Raw genomic sequence first — 14,843 nt, 5'->3', positions numbered from 1 at the left:
ACACTGTTCAGGTAGCGTTCGGCAAGGGGAGGCATGATGCGACGCTGGCTGAGGCCGGGCGATATCGCCCTGATCGCGGTTCTGCTGCTGCCGCTCGCGGCGGCGCTGCCGCGCCTGGGTGGGCTCGGCGGCCCGCCCGAGCTGTGGCTGACCTGGGTGGGGCGGGTCACCGGCATCCTGGGGCTGGCCATGATGCTGCTGGCCGGAGCAGTGAGCTGCCGGGTGCCAGGCTTCGACCGTCCCTTCGGCGGCCTGGCGCGGCTCTGGCATCTGCACCACTGGCTGGGCTTCACCGCCTTCATCCTGGTGATGGTCCATGCCCTGGCGCTGGGTCTCGCGGCGGTGCCGGCCTCCCTGGACGCCGCGGTGGCGACCCTCTTCCCGCCGGTGTCCCACGGCAGCGTGTGGCTCGGCTGGCTGGCCTGGGTGGCGCTGGTGGTGTTCCTGGCGCCCACCTTCGATTTCTTCGGCCAGCCCCACTACCAGCGCTGGAAGCGTCTTCACCTGGTCTCGGCGGCGGCGCTGCTGCTGGGGCTCTGGCATGCCTTTCTGCTGGCCGGGGAAGCCTGGACCTGGTGGCTGTTGGGGATTGCCGGGCTCGGCGCCATCGCCTGGCGCAAGGCGTTGGCGCCGCGGCGTCGGCATGCCTATCGCATCGAAGAGGTCGTGCCCCTGGCCCGTGGCGTGGTGGAGCTGGTGCTGCGTCCCGAGGGGGCCGGCATCCGTTATGAAGCGGGCCAGTTCGTCTACCTCTCGCCGCTGGACGAGTCACTTTCCGCCGGGCGTGGCGAGGAGCACCCCTACACCCTCGCCTCGGCGCCGTCGGATTCGCGCCTGCGTATCGGCATCAAGGACCTGGGCGACGCCAGCCATGCCCTGCAGGCGGTGGCGCCGGATACCCGGGTGCTGGTCGAGGGCCCCTACGGAGAGTTCTTCGGGCGCCGCTTCCCCGAGCGCGACATGCTCTGGCTGGGCGGTGGCATCGGCATCACCCCCTTTGTCGGCGGTGCCCGTGACCTGGCCGCCGGGGCAGCCCCCGGAGGACAGGTTCACCTGTTCTATCTCGCCAATGGCCCGGATCGCGCCTACTACCGCGAGGAGCTCGAGGAGATCGCCGAGCGAACCGACGGGTTCACCTTCACCCAGCACTACTCCCGTGAGCGGGGGCGGCTGGACGAGGCCTTCCTGCGCGAGCACTGCCCGGATTTCACCGAAAGGGAGATCTACCTCTGTGGCCCATCGGCCATGAACGCTCACCTGCAGCGGCTGCTGGCCGGGCAGGGGGTTCCCGCCTCACGCATCCACAGCGAGGTCTTCGATTTTTTATGAACATGAACAAGATCGCCTACTCCGTCTTCATCGCCTTCGTGGCGAGCCTCTTCACCCTGGTCTCGGTCAAGGCGCTCTCGAGCAATGAGCGCGACGCGGCCAACGACGAGGGCCTGGATCCCATCACCCTGGACGAGCTGGACGAGCACGCCAGCGCCGATAGCTGCTGGAAGGCGATCCATGGCCGGGTCTACGACATCACCGACTATGTGCCGAACCACCCCACCGACTCGGCGGTGATCCTCGAGTGGTGTGGCAAGGAGGCCACCGAGGGCTGGGACAACAAGCGCCCCGGCGTGCCTCACAGTCCGCGGGCCGAGGAGATGCTCGAGGCGTACCTGATCGGGCGCCTGGTGGACGAGGCAGGCGAGCCGGTCGGGCCCCAGGCGGCCGCCGAGTCCGCCGGTGACGCCGACACGGCCGAGGCGCGGCTCTCGCCCGCCGAGGACCAGCGCCTGCATCGGGCGCTGCTCGGCCTACCGCAGGATGGCCATTACCGCGGCGTCTTCATCGACCGGGGCATCATCCAGGTGAACATCACCTTCGATCTCGAGGAAGGGCGCTTCACTGGGCTGGCCTACCGCCACCTGGCCTACCGTGACGATGACTACCTGGCCATGGAGGAGGGCGATGCCCTCTACCCGGTGATGCGCCAACATCGCCAGATCCTCGAGCGCCTGGAGGGCGAGCCGGTGACCGCCATCTTCGCCCTCTACGAGCCCGAGCGCCTGGCCGACGACATCGATGGCTACAGCGGCGCCACCCTGCGCGGTGCCAAGATCATCTCGGCGATCCGCGATGGCCTCAACCGTGGGGTCTACAGCTGGCCCTGAGCCTCAGCCGAGCCCCCCGGCGAGCCACAGCCACAGCGCGATCAGCGCAAAGTGGCCGGGGTACCAGGCCAGCCACAGCCGGCGCGGCATCGCCAGGGGGACGGTCGGCGCCAGCCGGTGGGCACCGGCGGCCAGCCACAGCGCCGCCAGGCAGGTGGCCACGGTGAAGGACTTGGCCATGTCGGTGGCGTTCATCTGGCCGGCCACCACCAGCACCGGCAGGGCCAGGGCGGCCGCCGCCAGGCGCTCGATGAGGGGCTCGCCGACCCGGTTCAGGTGGTGCATGGCGAGCATCAGCAGCGGCACCAGCAGCAGCCCTTCGTGGCCATACTCGACCCAATCGCCGAGCAGGGCCCAGAGCCCCAAGGTGGTCACGCCCGCCAGGGCCAGCCAGCGGCTCTCCAACTCGCCCCTACGGTAGCGGGCGAGCAGCTCGCGCAGCCAGGCGCCCCAGGCGAGACCCGCGGCCAGGGTGAAGCAGACGTTAAGCAGCAGGGCGTCCGAGGCGCGGGGCATCAGCATGAAGGGCAGTTGGGCGACCACCCCGATCACCAGGATGCGCCGGGCGTAGCGCAGCGGGTTGCGGGTATTGAACAGCCCGTGCCAGGCGACCATGGCGGCGAACAGCGGGAAGGCGATACGGCCCAGTGACGAACCTGCCCAGTCCAGTGCCCATTCCTCCGGCAGCACGTAGCGGGTCAGGTGGTCGAGGGTCATGGTGGCCAGGGCCAGCCACTGGCCCCAGCCGGTCCAGGTGGACGAGGGGCGCGGGGCGGTATCGGCCGTATCGGCTGCGGGGGCGGTCCTTGAGGTCATTCTGTCCTTCCTGTCGGGGCGACCCACAGTGACAGGCAGAGCCGCCGAAAGTTCCGGCACGGCGCTGACTCATTCTCGTCCGGGACCTCGTATTGCAACGCAAGCGGCCTCGCATTGGCGAGGCCGCTGTCTACTGCCCTGAGCCGGGAATCATTCGTCGTCGAAGTAGCGCGCGAAGATCTCGTCGTAGGTGCCATCTTCCTTGAGGGTGGCCAGCGCCTCGTTGAAGCGCTCGGCCAGGGCCTCGTCGCGCTGACGGAAGGCGATACCGAAGCCTTCACCGAAGTACTCCTCGGGCTCGCTGACCATCTCACCGACGATCCGGTAGTCGCCATCCTCGCTGTTGAGCAGGGTGGCCTGGCCGACCACGTACTCCAGGAAGACGACATCCAGGCGCTGGGCCTGCAGGTCCAGCACCATGTCGTCGGCGGTGGAGTAGCGGTTGACGGTGGCGATACGCCCGTAGGTGTCGGTGGCGTAGTTGTCGTAGGTGGTGCCGCGCTGCACGCCGATGCTCTTGCCCTCCAGGGTCTCCTCGTCGATCGCCGAGAGTTCGCTGCCCTCCGGGGCGAACCAGGCGCCGGGGATGGTGATGTAGGAGTCGGAGAAGAGCACGGTCTGGCGGCGCTCGTCGTTGATCGACATGGAGGACATGATGGCATCGTAGTTGCGCGCCAGCAGGCCGGGGATGATGCCGTCCCACTCTTGTTCGATCCACTCGCAGGTCACGCCGATCTCGGCGCACAGGGCGTTGCCCAGGTCGATGTCGAAGCCGGTCAGCTCGCCGTCGGCGGTGCGGTACTCCATGGGCTCGTAGGGCACGTCGACGCCGATGCGCACGTGGTCGTAGTCGCGGGCCTGGGCGGTGCCGGCGGCCATGGCCACACCGAGAATCGAGACGGTCAGCAGTTTCTTCATGGAGTCACTCCTTGTAATAAGGCGGCACCCGAGGTGCCTACGGGGTCGACTCTAGCCCAGCCGCCGCGGGGCCGAAAGCCCCGGGCGGTGGATTTTCCAACGGGCGTTTGACGCTCGCGCCGCCGCCGCTGCGGTGATTCAGCTCTGGGGCCTCAAGTGCGCCAGCAGGCGCTTCTCCAGCCAGCGGAAGAAATAGAGGATGGCGAAGGTCAGGCAGAGGTAGATGGCGGCCACGAACAGGAAGGCCTCGAAGGGGGCATAGAAGCGCGCATAGACGAAGCGAGCCGCGCCGGTGAGGTCCATCAGGGTGACCACACTGGCGATGGCGCTGGCGTGGAGCATGAAGATCACCTCGTTGCCGTAGGCGGGCAGGGCGCGGCGGAAGGCGCTGGGCAGGATGATGCGCCGCATCATCAGGGCGTCCGACATGCCGTAGGCCCGGGCGGCCTCGATCTCGCCACGCGCGGTAGCCTTGATGGCGCCGCGGAAGATCTCGGTGGTATAGGCGGCGGTATTGAGCGTGAAGGCGATCAGTGCGGGATAGAAGGCCTCTCGCAGCATCGGCCACAGGAAGGTCTCCTGGATGCCGTCGAAGAACACCACCCCGTAGTAGATGATATAGAGCTGTATCAGCAGCGGCGTGCCACGAAACACATAGGTAAAGACGTAGATCGGCAGGCTGATCCAGCGGCGGCTCGAGCTTCTGCCGATGGCCAGGGGCACCGCCAGCACCAGGCCGATCACCAGCGACAGGAACACCAGCTGAGTGGTGGTCACCAGGCCGTCCCAGTAGTAGCCGAGGGTCTGGGGCGTGAAGATGACGTTGCTGGCCAGCAGGTCATGGAACCAGGTCGTGAGGGCGTCCATCTCAGTGTCCTCCGAAGCCGACGTTGTAGCGCTTCTGGAGCCACGCGAAGAGCCACTCCGAGACGCTGGCGATCAGCAGGTAGACGAGCGCGACCGGGATCAGGAAGGTGAACGGTTCGTGGGTGGCCCGGGAGGCCTCGGCGGCGACCCGGACCATGTCGGTGAGCCCGATCACCGAGACCAGGGCGGTGGTCTTGAGCAGCACCATCCAGTTGTTGGAGATGCCGGGCAGGGCGTGGCGCATCATCTGCGGGAAGCGGATGCGCCGGAACACCAGCCAGGGCGACATGCCGTAGGCCTTGCCGGCCTCGATCTGGCCATCGTCCACGGCCATGAAGGCGCCGCGGAAGGTCTCGCCCATGTAGGCGCCGAAGATGAAGCCGATGGTCAGCGTGCCGGCGGCGAAGGCGTTGAGGTTGACGTACCAGTCCACCCCGAAGCGGTCATAGAGCGAATCGGTGACCACGTTGAGCGCCATCTGGCCGCCGAAGAACAGCAGCATCATCAGCACCAGGTCCGGCACGCCCCGGATGACCGTGGTGTAGAGGGTGGCGAGCCTTTGCAGCAGCCAGCTGCGGGACATCCTGGCGCTGGCGGTCAACAGGCCTAGCAGGACGGCCAGCGCCAGCGACAGCACCGCCAGCTGGAGGGTGACGCCGGCGCCTTCCAGCAGCCGCGGACCGTAGCCTTGAAGATCCAGCATAGTGCTCTCCCGCTCAATACTTGGGGGCCAGGAATTGCTTCAGGCGCGGCGACCGGGGGTTGCCCAGCACCTGCTGCGGCGGGCCGGCCTCTTCCACCAGGCCCTGGTGCAGATAGATCACCTGGCTGGAGACGTCCCGGGCGAAGCCCATCTCGTGGGTCACCACGATCATGGTGCGCCCCTCGTCGGCGAGTTCGTGCATGACCTTGAGGACATCGCCGACCAGCTCCGGGTCCAGCGCCGAGGTGGGCTCGTCGAACAGCATCACCTCCGGGTCCATGGCCAGCGCCCGGGCGATGGCGCCACGCTGCTGCTGGCCGCCGGACATCTGGGCCGGATAGGCGTCGGCGCGGGCGGTGAGGCCCACGCGCTCGAGCAGGGCGCGAGCCTGCTCGATGGCCTCCTTCTTCGGCTTGCCGAGCACGTGCACCGGGGCCTCGATGATGTTCTCGAGCAGGGTCATGTGGGCCCAGAGGTTGAAGCTCTGGAACACCATGGAGAGCTTGGCGCGCATGCGCACCACCTGTTTCCAGTCGGCGGGCTCGCGGCCGCGGCGCGTCCTCCTGAAGCGGATCTCCTCACCGTGGACGACCAGGTCGCCCTCGTCGGGCTGCTCGAGCAGGTTCATGCAGCGCAGGAAGGTGCTCTTGCCGGAGCCGGAGGCCCCGATCAGGGTGATCACGTCTCCCTTCTGGGCACAGAGCGACAGCCCCTTGAGGACTTCGGTATCGCCGAAGCGCTTCTTGATATTGCGGACTTCCAGCGGAATCGGGGTTTCGGCCATGGAATGGGCTCCGGGTCAGGGTCGCCGCGGCGTCACGCCGAGGGCAAGCGGCGCTCGGCAGGGGCGCAACGACACATTCACTATCCGGCCGGGGCGGGATGGCGAGAGGGAATGCGGTGCGGGTCCAGTGCTGATCGGCAAAGGGGCAAGATTTTACCCTCCCGTTGTGGTTGTTATAAGGGTTTTTCTGCTGCCGATGTCGCCTTTGGCCCTGATCGGAGGGCTAGCCCGTCGGCGGCGGCTCCGGATGCACCAGCAGGGCCGCGCGGGCGCCGACCTCCACCTCGGCGTTGGGAAAGACCACGGCCAGCGGCGTCTCGCCGACACGAGTCTCCCCGGCCCGGCCATCCTCGGCCAGCAGGGTGCCGGGGGCAAAGGACGTGAAATTGGGCGTGTCATCGGGGAAGGCCAGCCGAAAGGCCTCGGATGCCCGCATCAGCTCATGATCGACCCGAAAGAAGGCCATGCGCCCTGGCGGTGCCTCGGGTGACGCGCGCCCTTCGAGCAGCGCCGCCAGCAGCTCCCCCATGGGTCCGAGCGATGCCAGGTCATTGTGCCCGAAGGGCAGGGCGCGGCCCAGCTCCAGGGTGAAGGCCTGGGCGGCGTGATAGTGCTTGCTGTAGTGGGAGAAGGTCCAGCTGTGGCGGTGCTGGTGGAGTACCGCCTGGATATCGGCGGCGGCCAGCCAGCGCCATTGCGCGGCCTCAACGGCCGTGCGCTCGGTGAAGGGGCTGACCACGAAGCGCGGGTAGCGGCTGTCGCGGATGGCGGTGTGCAGGTCGTAGTGCAGCCGCGGAAGCACCCCATGGCGAGCGAAGAAGGCGTCCACCGCCGCCATCAGCTCGCGCGCCCGGGCGGGCTCCATGCCGGCGTCCTCCTGGCCGTTTCCCTTCGAGCCGCTCCTGTCCGGGGCGCGGCGGAACAGGCGATTGAGGTTGGTGCCGACGAAGCGCACCCCCTGGCGGGTCGCCTTCGGGTTGCCGAGGATCACCAGGGTCGGCGCGCCGAGCCGCAGCCCCCCGCTCGCCAGCCGCGCAAGCAGTCCGTCGAGCAGCTCCATGGGGGCGGTCTCGTTGCCGTGGATGCCCACCGAGAGCACGCAGGCTCTTGCCGCAGGGCTAGCATGGTCGGGCACCAGCTCCAGCAACCCCTGGCCGAGCCGGCGGAAGTGCCCGCCGGGGAGCCGGCCCTGCTCGGGAAAATCGGCCTCCTCGAGGCTTCGTGTCAGCCACTCTTGCAGCATGGGGTGCTTCTTGACCATGGATCAGGCCTCCTCGCGCCAGGGGGCGCAGGCCTCGCCCTGATCCACCTCGATCAGCTCCTCCACCGGGAAGGCCATGCGCTCGGCGCGCTCGACCAGGTCGCGGTAGGTGTCATCGGGCAGGATCGGGGACCGGGCCAGGATCCACAGGTAGTCGCGGTCCGGTCCGGCCACCAGCGACCACTGATAGTCGTCGTCCAGGGCCAGCACGTTGTAACCGCCATAGAAGGGGCCGAAGAAGCTCACCTTGAGCCGGCCCACGTCCTCGTCGCCGATGAAGTAGGCGCGCCCCTCCGCCTCGTTGGCCTCGCCCTCGGCGAGCTTCACGCCGCGGTTGAGCACCCGCACGCCGCCGTCGTCGCGCAGCGAGTAATCGGCGGTGACGCAGTCCAGGCCGCGCTCGAAGGAGTGGTCGAGCCGGGCGATCTCGTACCACTGGCCCAGGTAGCGATCGAGCGCGAAGCCGGTGACCGGCTCGGTACCCTTGGGGATGCCGGTGCAGCCGGCCAGCAGCAGGGCGGTGGCACCCAGCAGGGCAAGGGGAGAGGAGGATGGCATTGGGAGGGACTCCTTGTCGTGGCGCCGGCGGCGGCGGGCTGTGACCTTGGCAGGATGGGGGAGGGCGTGGCGCCAGGCTAGACTGGCCGCCTGCCCAACGCCAGGAGGCCACCATGACCGACCGCACCCGTGATCGCGATGCCCGCTTAATCAATGACCACTATGATGCCCTCGCCGCCGGGGGCGAGGAAAGCCTGGTGCAGCGCCTGCACGCAGCCTTTGTGGCCGCCGGCCGCGACCCGGGCACGCTCTCGCTGGACGAGGTGGCCGGTATCGACCAACTGCACCTGGGCGGCCGTGCGGCCAGCCGCTCCCTGGCGGCGCTGGGGGAGTTGCGCGCGGGGCAGCGGGTGCTGGATGTGGGTTGCGGCACCGGCGGGGCCAGCCGCCTGCTGGCCGACGAAGCCGGCTGCGAGGTGGTCGGCGTCGATATCACCATCGCCTTCATCGAGGTGGCCGAGTGGCTCAGCGCGGCCACCGGCCTTTCAGCCCGCACCCGCTTTCTGTGTGCCGACGCCGCGCGCACCCCGCTGCCGGACGGTGCCTTCGATGTCATCTGGTGCCAGCATGCGCTGATGAACATGCCCGACCTGGCCGGGGTGCTGGCGGAGTGGCGCCGGCTGCTGACGCCCGGTGGCCTGGTGCTGCTGCATGAGGTGGTGGCCGGCGACAACCCGGAGCCGCTGGCGCTGCCGGTACCCTGGGCACGCACGGCGGCGACCAGCCACCTGCAGCAGCGAGAGGCGTTTCAGGCGAGCCTGGAAGCGGCGGGGTTCGTGCCGGTGAGCGTGCGCGACGTGACCGCAACGGCGCTGGCCTGGCGCCAGAAGCATGGCCACCGCGAGGCCGGTACCGAGCCGCCCCCGAACCTGCCGGGGCCGGCGCTGATCTTCGGTGATGAGTTTGCCGAGATGGGGCGCAACCTGCGCGACAATCTGGCCGCCGGCAGGGTGCGTATTCTGGAAGGGGTGTGGCGGCTGGCCTGACGTTTCCCATGCCCGCTCAGCTCAGTCTTGCTCGCGACGCCTGGCCATCTCTTTTTTGTACTCCCCGGCGAGTGAGGTCTTCTGATCGTCTTGCAGGCCGCGCCCCGCCAGCTGGAAGACCTCGTGTTCTTCCTCTTCCAGATGGTGCAGGACCTTGTCCTCGAGATTGCGGGCATGTGTGAGCCAGCCGGGTGACGCGTAGTCGGTTCCGTCCAGGGTCTCGAGAAGCTCGTCGATCTCGTGGTGCTCGGCGACGCTGTGACGCGCCTTCTCCTGGGTAAGGTCGTGCGCCATCATGGGAATGTAAAGCGCGCGCTCTTCTGCGCCGGCATGGTGCTGGAGTTCGGCGCGGAGGCGTCGATAGAGCCGATCCCGGTCCGGGCTATCGCTGGAAGTCTTCAGAAGCTTATCCAACAGTTCGCGCTGTATGTCATGGTCTTCGCGCAGGGCTTCGAACAGGGTCTTCGACATAGCAGGGTCTCCTGGTTGATTGTGGCGCTCATGCTCTGGTGTGGCTGCTATCACGTCCAGCATAGGCAAAGCTGACGCAAGATGATCGCCGGTGACTCCACGATCGACAGATTCAATTCGAGCGCTCGATTTCCTTCGCTGTTCAGCCACCAGGCTTGGAACAGACAACCTCCTTGTTGCGCAGAAAGCGTTGTCTAGCATTCGTCAGATGCCATCTTCTAGGGCGCCTTTTCTCGACACCTTCCTTCCCATTTGTTGACCCCGGTTAGCGTCGCGTCGCCTGGCTGACCCGCTAGATTATCCTGGCGGGGTACTCCCTGTCCGTGGCCCTCGCCGTCGGCAGGGTGCGCATCCTGCAAGGGGTGTGGCGTCAGGCCTGCCGCTGGCGCACGCATCAGGTAGCTGATTGGGTGCAGCACCAGCCAGGCGGCCACGGTCAGGCCGATGACGGCGCCGACCATGGCCACCCAATCGAACAGGGTGGCCACGTAGGCGAGCCGCGAGTTGGTGAAGGCGGGAATCCACCACAGCCCCGAGAGGCCGACCGCCAGCGCGGCGAGATTGGCACCCAGGCAGCGATAGCCCAGGGCGTGATAGCCGCGCAGCCGGGCGACCAGCTGGACGGCCAGCAGCAGACCCACGCCGGCCACGATCAGCCAGAGGAAGGGGGCCAGGGCGTACATCAGGATGGTCAGTGCACCTTGAATCGTCATTGTCCGATCTCCTCAGGCCTGGCCTTCGAGCACGGCATAGTAGGCCGGCTGCAGCATGCGGTCCTTCATCACCCAGGCCGCCCAGGACTCGTCGCGGGGGTCGATGAACGGGAAGGAGGGCAGGAAGTCCAGATTGTTGTCGTAGCCGAACTCCACCAGCATCGCCTTGCCGATGCCGGTGATCATCGGGCAGGAAGTGTAGCCATTGTGGCGGGCCGGCAGCGGCTGATCCTGCATCTGGGCCAACAGGTTGGCCTCGACCACCGGGGCCTGAGCCTTGACGCTGGCGGCGGTCTTGTTGATCGGCGCGCCGATCACGTCGCCGATACCGAATACCTCCGGATAGCGGTTGTGCTGCATAGTGTGGATGTCCACATCCAGCCACTCGCCGCGGAAGGGTCCCTCGCCGGCAATCAGGTCGCTCTCCTTGACGAAGTCCGGGGCGCTCATGGGCGGCACCACGTGGATGAAATCGTAGTCGGCGATCACCGTGCGCTCGCCTTCTCGGGAGAACTCCGCCTCGCGCAGCTGATGGTGAGAGGTGAACTCGCTGTCCGGGCCGATGAAGGTGAACTCGGCCTGCTGCGCGCCGGGGTCGATGGCGGAGAGCCGGTAGTGATGGCGGCGGGTCACGCCCTGGTCGTCGAAGCGCTGCTTGACGAAGTCGTTGACCCACGGCTGGCTGAACAGCGCCGACCCTGGGGCCAGGAACTCGACCTGGAAGTCGTCGCGATGGCCGGTTGCTTCCAGGCGGGAGAGGGTGGTGAAGGTCATCTTCAGCGGGGCGCCGGCGCATTTCACGGGGGTGGGCGCCGCGGTGAACAGCCCCTTGCCGCCACCCTTGGCGATCCAGGCATCGATGGCGTCGCGGGTACGAGTGGCGCCCTCGAGGCTGGCATAGACGCTGCCGATGCCGTGGGTGCCGACCAGGTCCGGCGACATGCCGTCGATCAGGTGGTAGTTGAGCTGCAGGCCGGTGGCCACCACCAGGTAGTCGTACTCCAGCGCGCTGGTATCGGCCAGCGAGACCCGGCGCTGATCGGCATCGATGCCCACGGCGGGTTGCCGCACCCACGTCACACCGGCGGGGACGAAGTTGGCGTTGGGTCGCATGGTCTTGTCGGGGGTCCAGACGCCGGAGGCCACCAGGGTCCAGCCCGGCTGGTAGTGGTGGGTCTCGTGCGGCTCGACGAGAGAGATGCTGGCGCCATCCAGGCGGCGAGAGAGCCGGTTGGCCATGGCCATGCCGGCGGCGCCGCCGCCGAGGATGACGATGCGGGCGCTGGTGGAAAGTGTGCTGGCCTGCAGGCTGCCCAGCGGCAGCAGGCCAGCAGCGCCGGCACCCAGCCCGTATTTCAGGAGCTGGCGTCGGTCCAGGCGGAGCGGTTCGAGGGGGCGTGGCATGGCAGGACTCCTGCGTAACGGGTCAGGCAGTAGTTGTTATATCCTTATAACTCTTGGTTTATATTTATAACTTAGCCTTAACCTTCCTGCACGTCCTCCCTTGGTGTGCGGCAACTTGACGCAAGTCAGCTTTCTGGTCGGAATGCCCTCTTTTCGCACGAACGACGACGGCCACAGCTCAGGGCGGTGGCCGTCGTCTTTACTGTGCAGGCGATGCCTCTGCCGGGTTGGCTCAGCCGCCGAGGCGTTTGGCGATGGCCTGGCCAAGGGTTTCGGTGGTGCCCGAGCCCCCCACGTCGGGGGTGAGCACGCCCTTGTCGCCCTCGGCCAGCACCGCCTCGAAGGCGGTAACGATGGCGTCCGCGGCCTCCGGGTGGCCCAGGTGCTCGAGCATCATGGCGCCCGACCAGATCTGGCCGATGGGGTTGGCGATGCCGCGCCCGGCGATGTCCGGGGCGCTGCCGTGGACCGGCTCGAACAGGCTCGGGAAGGTGCCCTCCGGGTTGATGTTGGCCGAGGGCGCCACGCCGATGGTGCCGGTGCAGGCCGGTCCCAGGTCGGAAAGGATGTCGCCGAAGAGGTTGCTGCCCACCACCACGTCGAACCAGTCCGGATGCAACACGAAGTTGGCGGTGAGGATATCGATATGGAACTGGTCCACGGCCACCTCGGGGTAGTTCGCCCCCATGGCGGCCACGCGCTCGTCCCACCAGGGCATGGTGATGGCGATGCCGTTGGACTTGGTGGCCGAGGTGAGCTTCTTCCGGGGCCTTGACTGGGCGAGTTCATAGGCGAACTTCAGAACCCGGTCGGTGCCGTGGCGGGTCATCACCGTCTCCTGGATCACCACTTCGCGGTCGGTGCCCTCGAACATCTTGCCGCCGACGCTGGAGTACTCGCCCTCGGTGTTCTCGCGTACCACGTAGAAGTCGATATCGCCCGGCTTCCTGTCCGCCAGGGGACTCTTGATGCCGGGCAGCAGCCGGCAGGGACGCAGGTTCACGTACTGGTCGAAGCGGCGGCGGAACTGCAGCAGCGAGCCCCACAGCGAGACGTGATCGGGCACCGTCGCCGGCCAGCCCACGGCACCGTAGAAGATGGCGTCGACGTCCTTGAGGGTCTCGAACCAGTCGTCAGGCAGCATCTGGCCGTGCTCGGCGTAGTAGTCGCAGCTGGCGAAGTCGAAGTGTTCGAGTTCCAGGTCGATGTTGTAGCGGGCGGCGGCGGCCTCCAGGGCGCGCAGCCCCTCGGGCATCACTTCCTTGCCGATGCCGTCGCCGGGGATCACGGCGATGCGATGGGTCATACTGCTCTCCTCGTGAAATACTCATCAAGCGCCTCGAGCACCCTCTCGATGGCATCGTCATCCAGGTCGCGGTGTACCACCAGGCGGGTGGTGTAGAGCACCTCGACAAGGATCTCTCGCTCGGCCAGCCAGGCGCGCATCGGGGCAATATGCGACTCAGGTACCGTCAGGAACACCATATTGGTGGCCTGGTACGCGACCTTTAGCTCCGGCAGGGCGGTGATGCCCTCGGCCAGGCGGGCGGCTCTGGCATGGTCGTCGGCGAGATCGGCGACATGGTGGTCCAGGGCATGGTGGCAGGCGGCTGCCAGAACGCCGGCCTGGCGCATGCCGCCGCCCAGCACCTTGCGCCAGTGGCGCGTCTCGTTGATCAGTTGCTGCGAGCCTGCCAGCACCGAGCCCACCGGTGCGCCGAGTCCCTTGGAGAAGCAAAGCGAGACGCTGTCGAAGGGCGCACAGAGGCTGGCCAACGGGGTGTCGGTGGCCACCGCGGCGTTGAACAGCCGGGCGCCGTCCAGGTGGGTGGCCAGGCCGTGCTCCCGGGCCAGGTCGGTGGCCGCCTTCACGTAATCGGCGTCGAGCACCTTGCCGCCGATGGTGTTCTCCAGGGCCAGCAGACGGGTGCGGGCGAAGTGGAAGTCGTGGGGCTTGATGGCGGCGCGGATCTTGTTCAGCGGCAGCGAACCGTCGGCGGCGTTCTCGAGCGGCTGGGGCTGGATACTGCCGAGCACCGCAGCCCCACCGCCTTCGTACTTGTAGGTGTGGGCCTGCTGGCCGGCGATGTATTCGTCGCCGCGCTGACAGTGGGCGAGCAGGGCGGCCAGGTTGCTCTGGGTCCCCGAGGGGAAGAACAGGGCGGCGGCCTTGTCGGCGCACTCGGCCACCGCGGCCTCGAAGCGCGCCACGCTGGGGTCGTCGCCCCAGACGTCGTCGCCCACCGGGGCGGCGTGCATGGCGTCGCGCATGGCCGCGGTGGGGCGGGTGACGGTGTCGCTGCGCAGATCGATCATGAGCGCCTCCTGGGTGGTGGTGAAGAGCGGATCAGTGGCGGTCGTGGTGAGCGGCCTCGATGTCTTTGATGTCGCGTTCGGGCAGCCGGGCCAGCGGCGCCTGGCGGAAGTAGCGGGCCAGCAGGTCATGGAGCGCCGGATAGGCATCATGCAACAGATCCGGGGCGGTAAAGAAGGCCTCGCAGCAGACCGCGAAGCACTCCCCCGGGTGGGTGGCGGCGTAGTCGTCGATGGGCGTGGGCTCGCCGCGCTCGAGATGCGCCTGGAGGTCCTCCCAGACGTCCATGAAGATCCGGTGCCACTCCCGCGGGTCGATCTCCCGCGGCAGCGGCGGGAAGCCGTCGACGTCGAGCGAGTTGCCCATGTCGAGCTTGTGGGCGAACTCGTGGATCAGCACGTTGAAGCCCGAGAAGTCGCCGCTCTCCATCAGGTCGGGGAAGGCCACCACCACCGGACCCTGGTAGGAGGTCTCGCCGGCGCGCTCGTCGTCGTACTCGTGCATCACGCCGAACTCGTCCATCTCCTCCACCCGGCGCTGGAAGGCGTCGGGCAGGATCAGCACCTCGTGGACGTTGGCGAAGGCCTCGAGGTGCTCGTCGTCGTCCCAGCCCAGGGTCAGCAGGCAGGCCTGGGCGGCCAGGGCCAGCTGGGCGGGCAGATCGAAGGGCGTAGCCTCGGCGAGCTCGGGGTGCAGGCTCAGGCGCTTGGCGTGCAGGAACTGCCAGGCGCGCGCGCCCAGCGCCGCCGCCTCGGCGTCAGGCAGGGCCGCGAGCAGCGGCAGCCGCCCGCGGGCCTCGTCCCAGGCCTCCTCGGGGAAGGGGTAGCGGGCGGCGAAACGCTCGGCCCGCCAGCGTTTCAGGCGCCCCAGCATCGGCTCTCCTCCG

16 protein-coding genes are annotated in these 14,843 nt (G+C 67.9%); 3 read left to right on the top strand and 13 right to left on the bottom strand.

Annotated features, from left to right (window positions below; genetic code table 11):
- Positions 1-33: 33 nt before the first annotated feature.
- Both ACM26W_RS15605 and ACM26W_RS15600 read left to right on the top strand, forming a co-directional pair.
- The gene (locus ACM26W_RS15605) at positions 34-1,329 is read left to right on the top strand and encodes a ferric reductase-like transmembrane domain-containing protein (RefSeq protein ID WP_416137893.1); all 1,296 of its coding nucleotides are present in this window, start codon (positions 34-36) and stop codon (positions 1,327-1,329) included.
- Positions 1,326-2,162, top strand: a complete 837-nt coding sequence (locus ACM26W_RS15600) for a cytochrome b5 domain-containing protein (protein ID WP_416137892.1) — start codon at positions 1,326-1,328, stop codon at positions 2,160-2,162. Before ACM26W_RS15605 ends, ACM26W_RS15600 begins: the two co-directional genes overlap by 4 nt.
- A 3-nt stretch (positions 2,163-2,165) precedes the next feature.
- Here ACM26W_RS15600 and ACM26W_RS15595 read toward each other — a convergent pair whose 3' ends face one another.
- The 7 genes from ACM26W_RS15595 to ACM26W_RS15565 all read right to left on the bottom strand — a co-directional run bounded on the left by ACM26W_RS15595 (position 2,166) and on the right by ACM26W_RS15565 (position 8,069).
- Positions 2,166-2,978 (bottom strand): TraX family protein, encoded by an 813-nt coding sequence (locus tag ACM26W_RS15595; protein WP_416137891.1) that lies wholly within the window; start codon positions 2,976-2,978, stop codon positions 2,166-2,168.
- Positions 2,979-3,128: 150 nt separating this feature from the next.
- Positions 3,129-3,896: a transporter substrate-binding domain-containing protein gene (locus ACM26W_RS15590; protein ID WP_416137890.1), complete on the bottom strand. Its 768-nt coding sequence runs from the start codon at positions 3,894-3,896 to the stop codon at positions 3,129-3,131.
- Between the two features lie 138 nt (positions 3,897-4,034).
- The gene (locus tag ACM26W_RS15585; protein ID WP_416137889.1) at positions 4,035-4,763 is read right to left on the bottom strand and encodes an ABC transporter permease; all 729 of its coding nucleotides are present in this window, start codon (positions 4,761-4,763) and stop codon (positions 4,035-4,037) included.
- A 1-nt stretch (position 4,764) separates the two neighbouring features.
- Positions 4,765-5,466 carry an ABC transporter permease gene (locus tag ACM26W_RS15580; protein WP_416137888.1) on the bottom strand — a complete coding sequence of 234 codons (702 nt, stop codon included), beginning with the start codon at positions 5,464-5,466 and terminating at the stop codon, positions 4,765-4,767.
- A 13-nt stretch (positions 5,467-5,479) separates the two neighbouring features.
- Positions 5,480-6,250, bottom strand: a complete 771-nt coding sequence (locus ACM26W_RS15575; protein WP_416137887.1) for an ABC transporter ATP-binding protein — start codon at positions 6,248-6,250, stop codon at positions 5,480-5,482.
- Between the two features lie 223 nt (positions 6,251-6,473).
- Positions 6,474-7,493, bottom strand: a complete 1,020-nt coding sequence (locus ACM26W_RS15570; RefSeq protein WP_416140907.1) for a succinylglutamate desuccinylase — start codon at positions 7,491-7,493, stop codon at positions 6,474-6,476.
- 21 nt (positions 7,494-7,514) lie between these two features.
- Positions 7,515-8,069: a lipocalin family protein gene (locus tag ACM26W_RS15565; protein WP_416137886.1), complete on the bottom strand. Its 555-nt coding sequence runs from the start codon at positions 8,067-8,069 to the stop codon at positions 7,515-7,517.
- Positions 8,070-8,182: 113 nt separating this feature from the next.
- Between ACM26W_RS15565 and ACM26W_RS15560 the strand changes: the two genes are divergently transcribed.
- Positions 8,183-9,055, top strand: coding sequence for a class I SAM-dependent methyltransferase (locus ACM26W_RS15560; RefSeq protein ID WP_416137885.1), 873 nt, complete (start codon positions 8,183-8,185; stop codon positions 9,053-9,055).
- A 21-nt stretch (positions 9,056-9,076) separates the two neighbouring features.
- Here the strand turns inward: ACM26W_RS15560 and ACM26W_RS15555 are convergent, their stop codons facing one another.
- The 6 genes from ACM26W_RS15555 to ACM26W_RS15530 form a co-directional block, all read right to left on the bottom strand.
- The gene (locus ACM26W_RS15555; protein WP_416137884.1) at positions 9,077-9,526 is read right to left on the bottom strand and encodes a hemerythrin domain-containing protein; all 450 of its coding nucleotides are present in this window, start codon (positions 9,524-9,526) and stop codon (positions 9,077-9,079) included.
- A 218-nt stretch (positions 9,527-9,744) separates the two neighbouring features.
- The gene (locus tag ACM26W_RS15550; protein WP_416137883.1) at positions 9,745-10,239 is read right to left on the bottom strand and encodes a hypothetical protein; all 495 of its coding nucleotides are present in this window, start codon (positions 10,237-10,239) and stop codon (positions 9,745-9,747) included.
- Positions 10,240-10,251: 12 nt separating this feature from the next.
- Complete coding sequence (locus ACM26W_RS15545) at positions 10,252-11,643, bottom strand: NAD(P)/FAD-dependent oxidoreductase (RefSeq protein ID WP_416137882.1); 1,392 nt, start codon at positions 11,641-11,643, stop codon at positions 10,252-10,254.
- 232 nt (positions 11,644-11,875) lie between these two features.
- Complete coding sequence (locus ACM26W_RS15540; protein ID WP_416137881.1) at positions 11,876-12,949, bottom strand: tartrate dehydrogenase; 1,074 nt, start codon at positions 12,947-12,949, stop codon at positions 11,876-11,878.
- Positions 12,946-13,959, bottom strand: coding sequence for a low-specificity L-threonine aldolase (gene ltaE / locus ACM26W_RS15535; protein WP_416137880.1), 1,014 nt, complete (start codon positions 13,957-13,959; stop codon positions 12,946-12,948). The genes ACM26W_RS15540 and ltaE overlap by 4 nt, the downstream gene beginning before the upstream one ends.
- A gap of 31 nt (positions 13,960-13,990) precedes the next feature.
- Entirely contained in the window at positions 13,991-14,830 is an 840-nt protein-coding gene (locus ACM26W_RS15530) for a zinc-dependent peptidase (protein ID WP_416137879.1), read from the bottom strand.
- Positions 14,831-14,843: the final 13 nt, after the last annotated feature.

The organism is Halomonas sp. HK25, from assembly GCF_047795635.1.
In the GTDB taxonomy this organism is placed as follows: Bacteria; Pseudomonadota; Gammaproteobacteria; order Pseudomonadales; family Halomonadaceae; genus Halomonas.
Note: the sequence above shows the minus strand (reverse complement) of the source record. Positions and strands in the feature narration are given on the sequence as shown.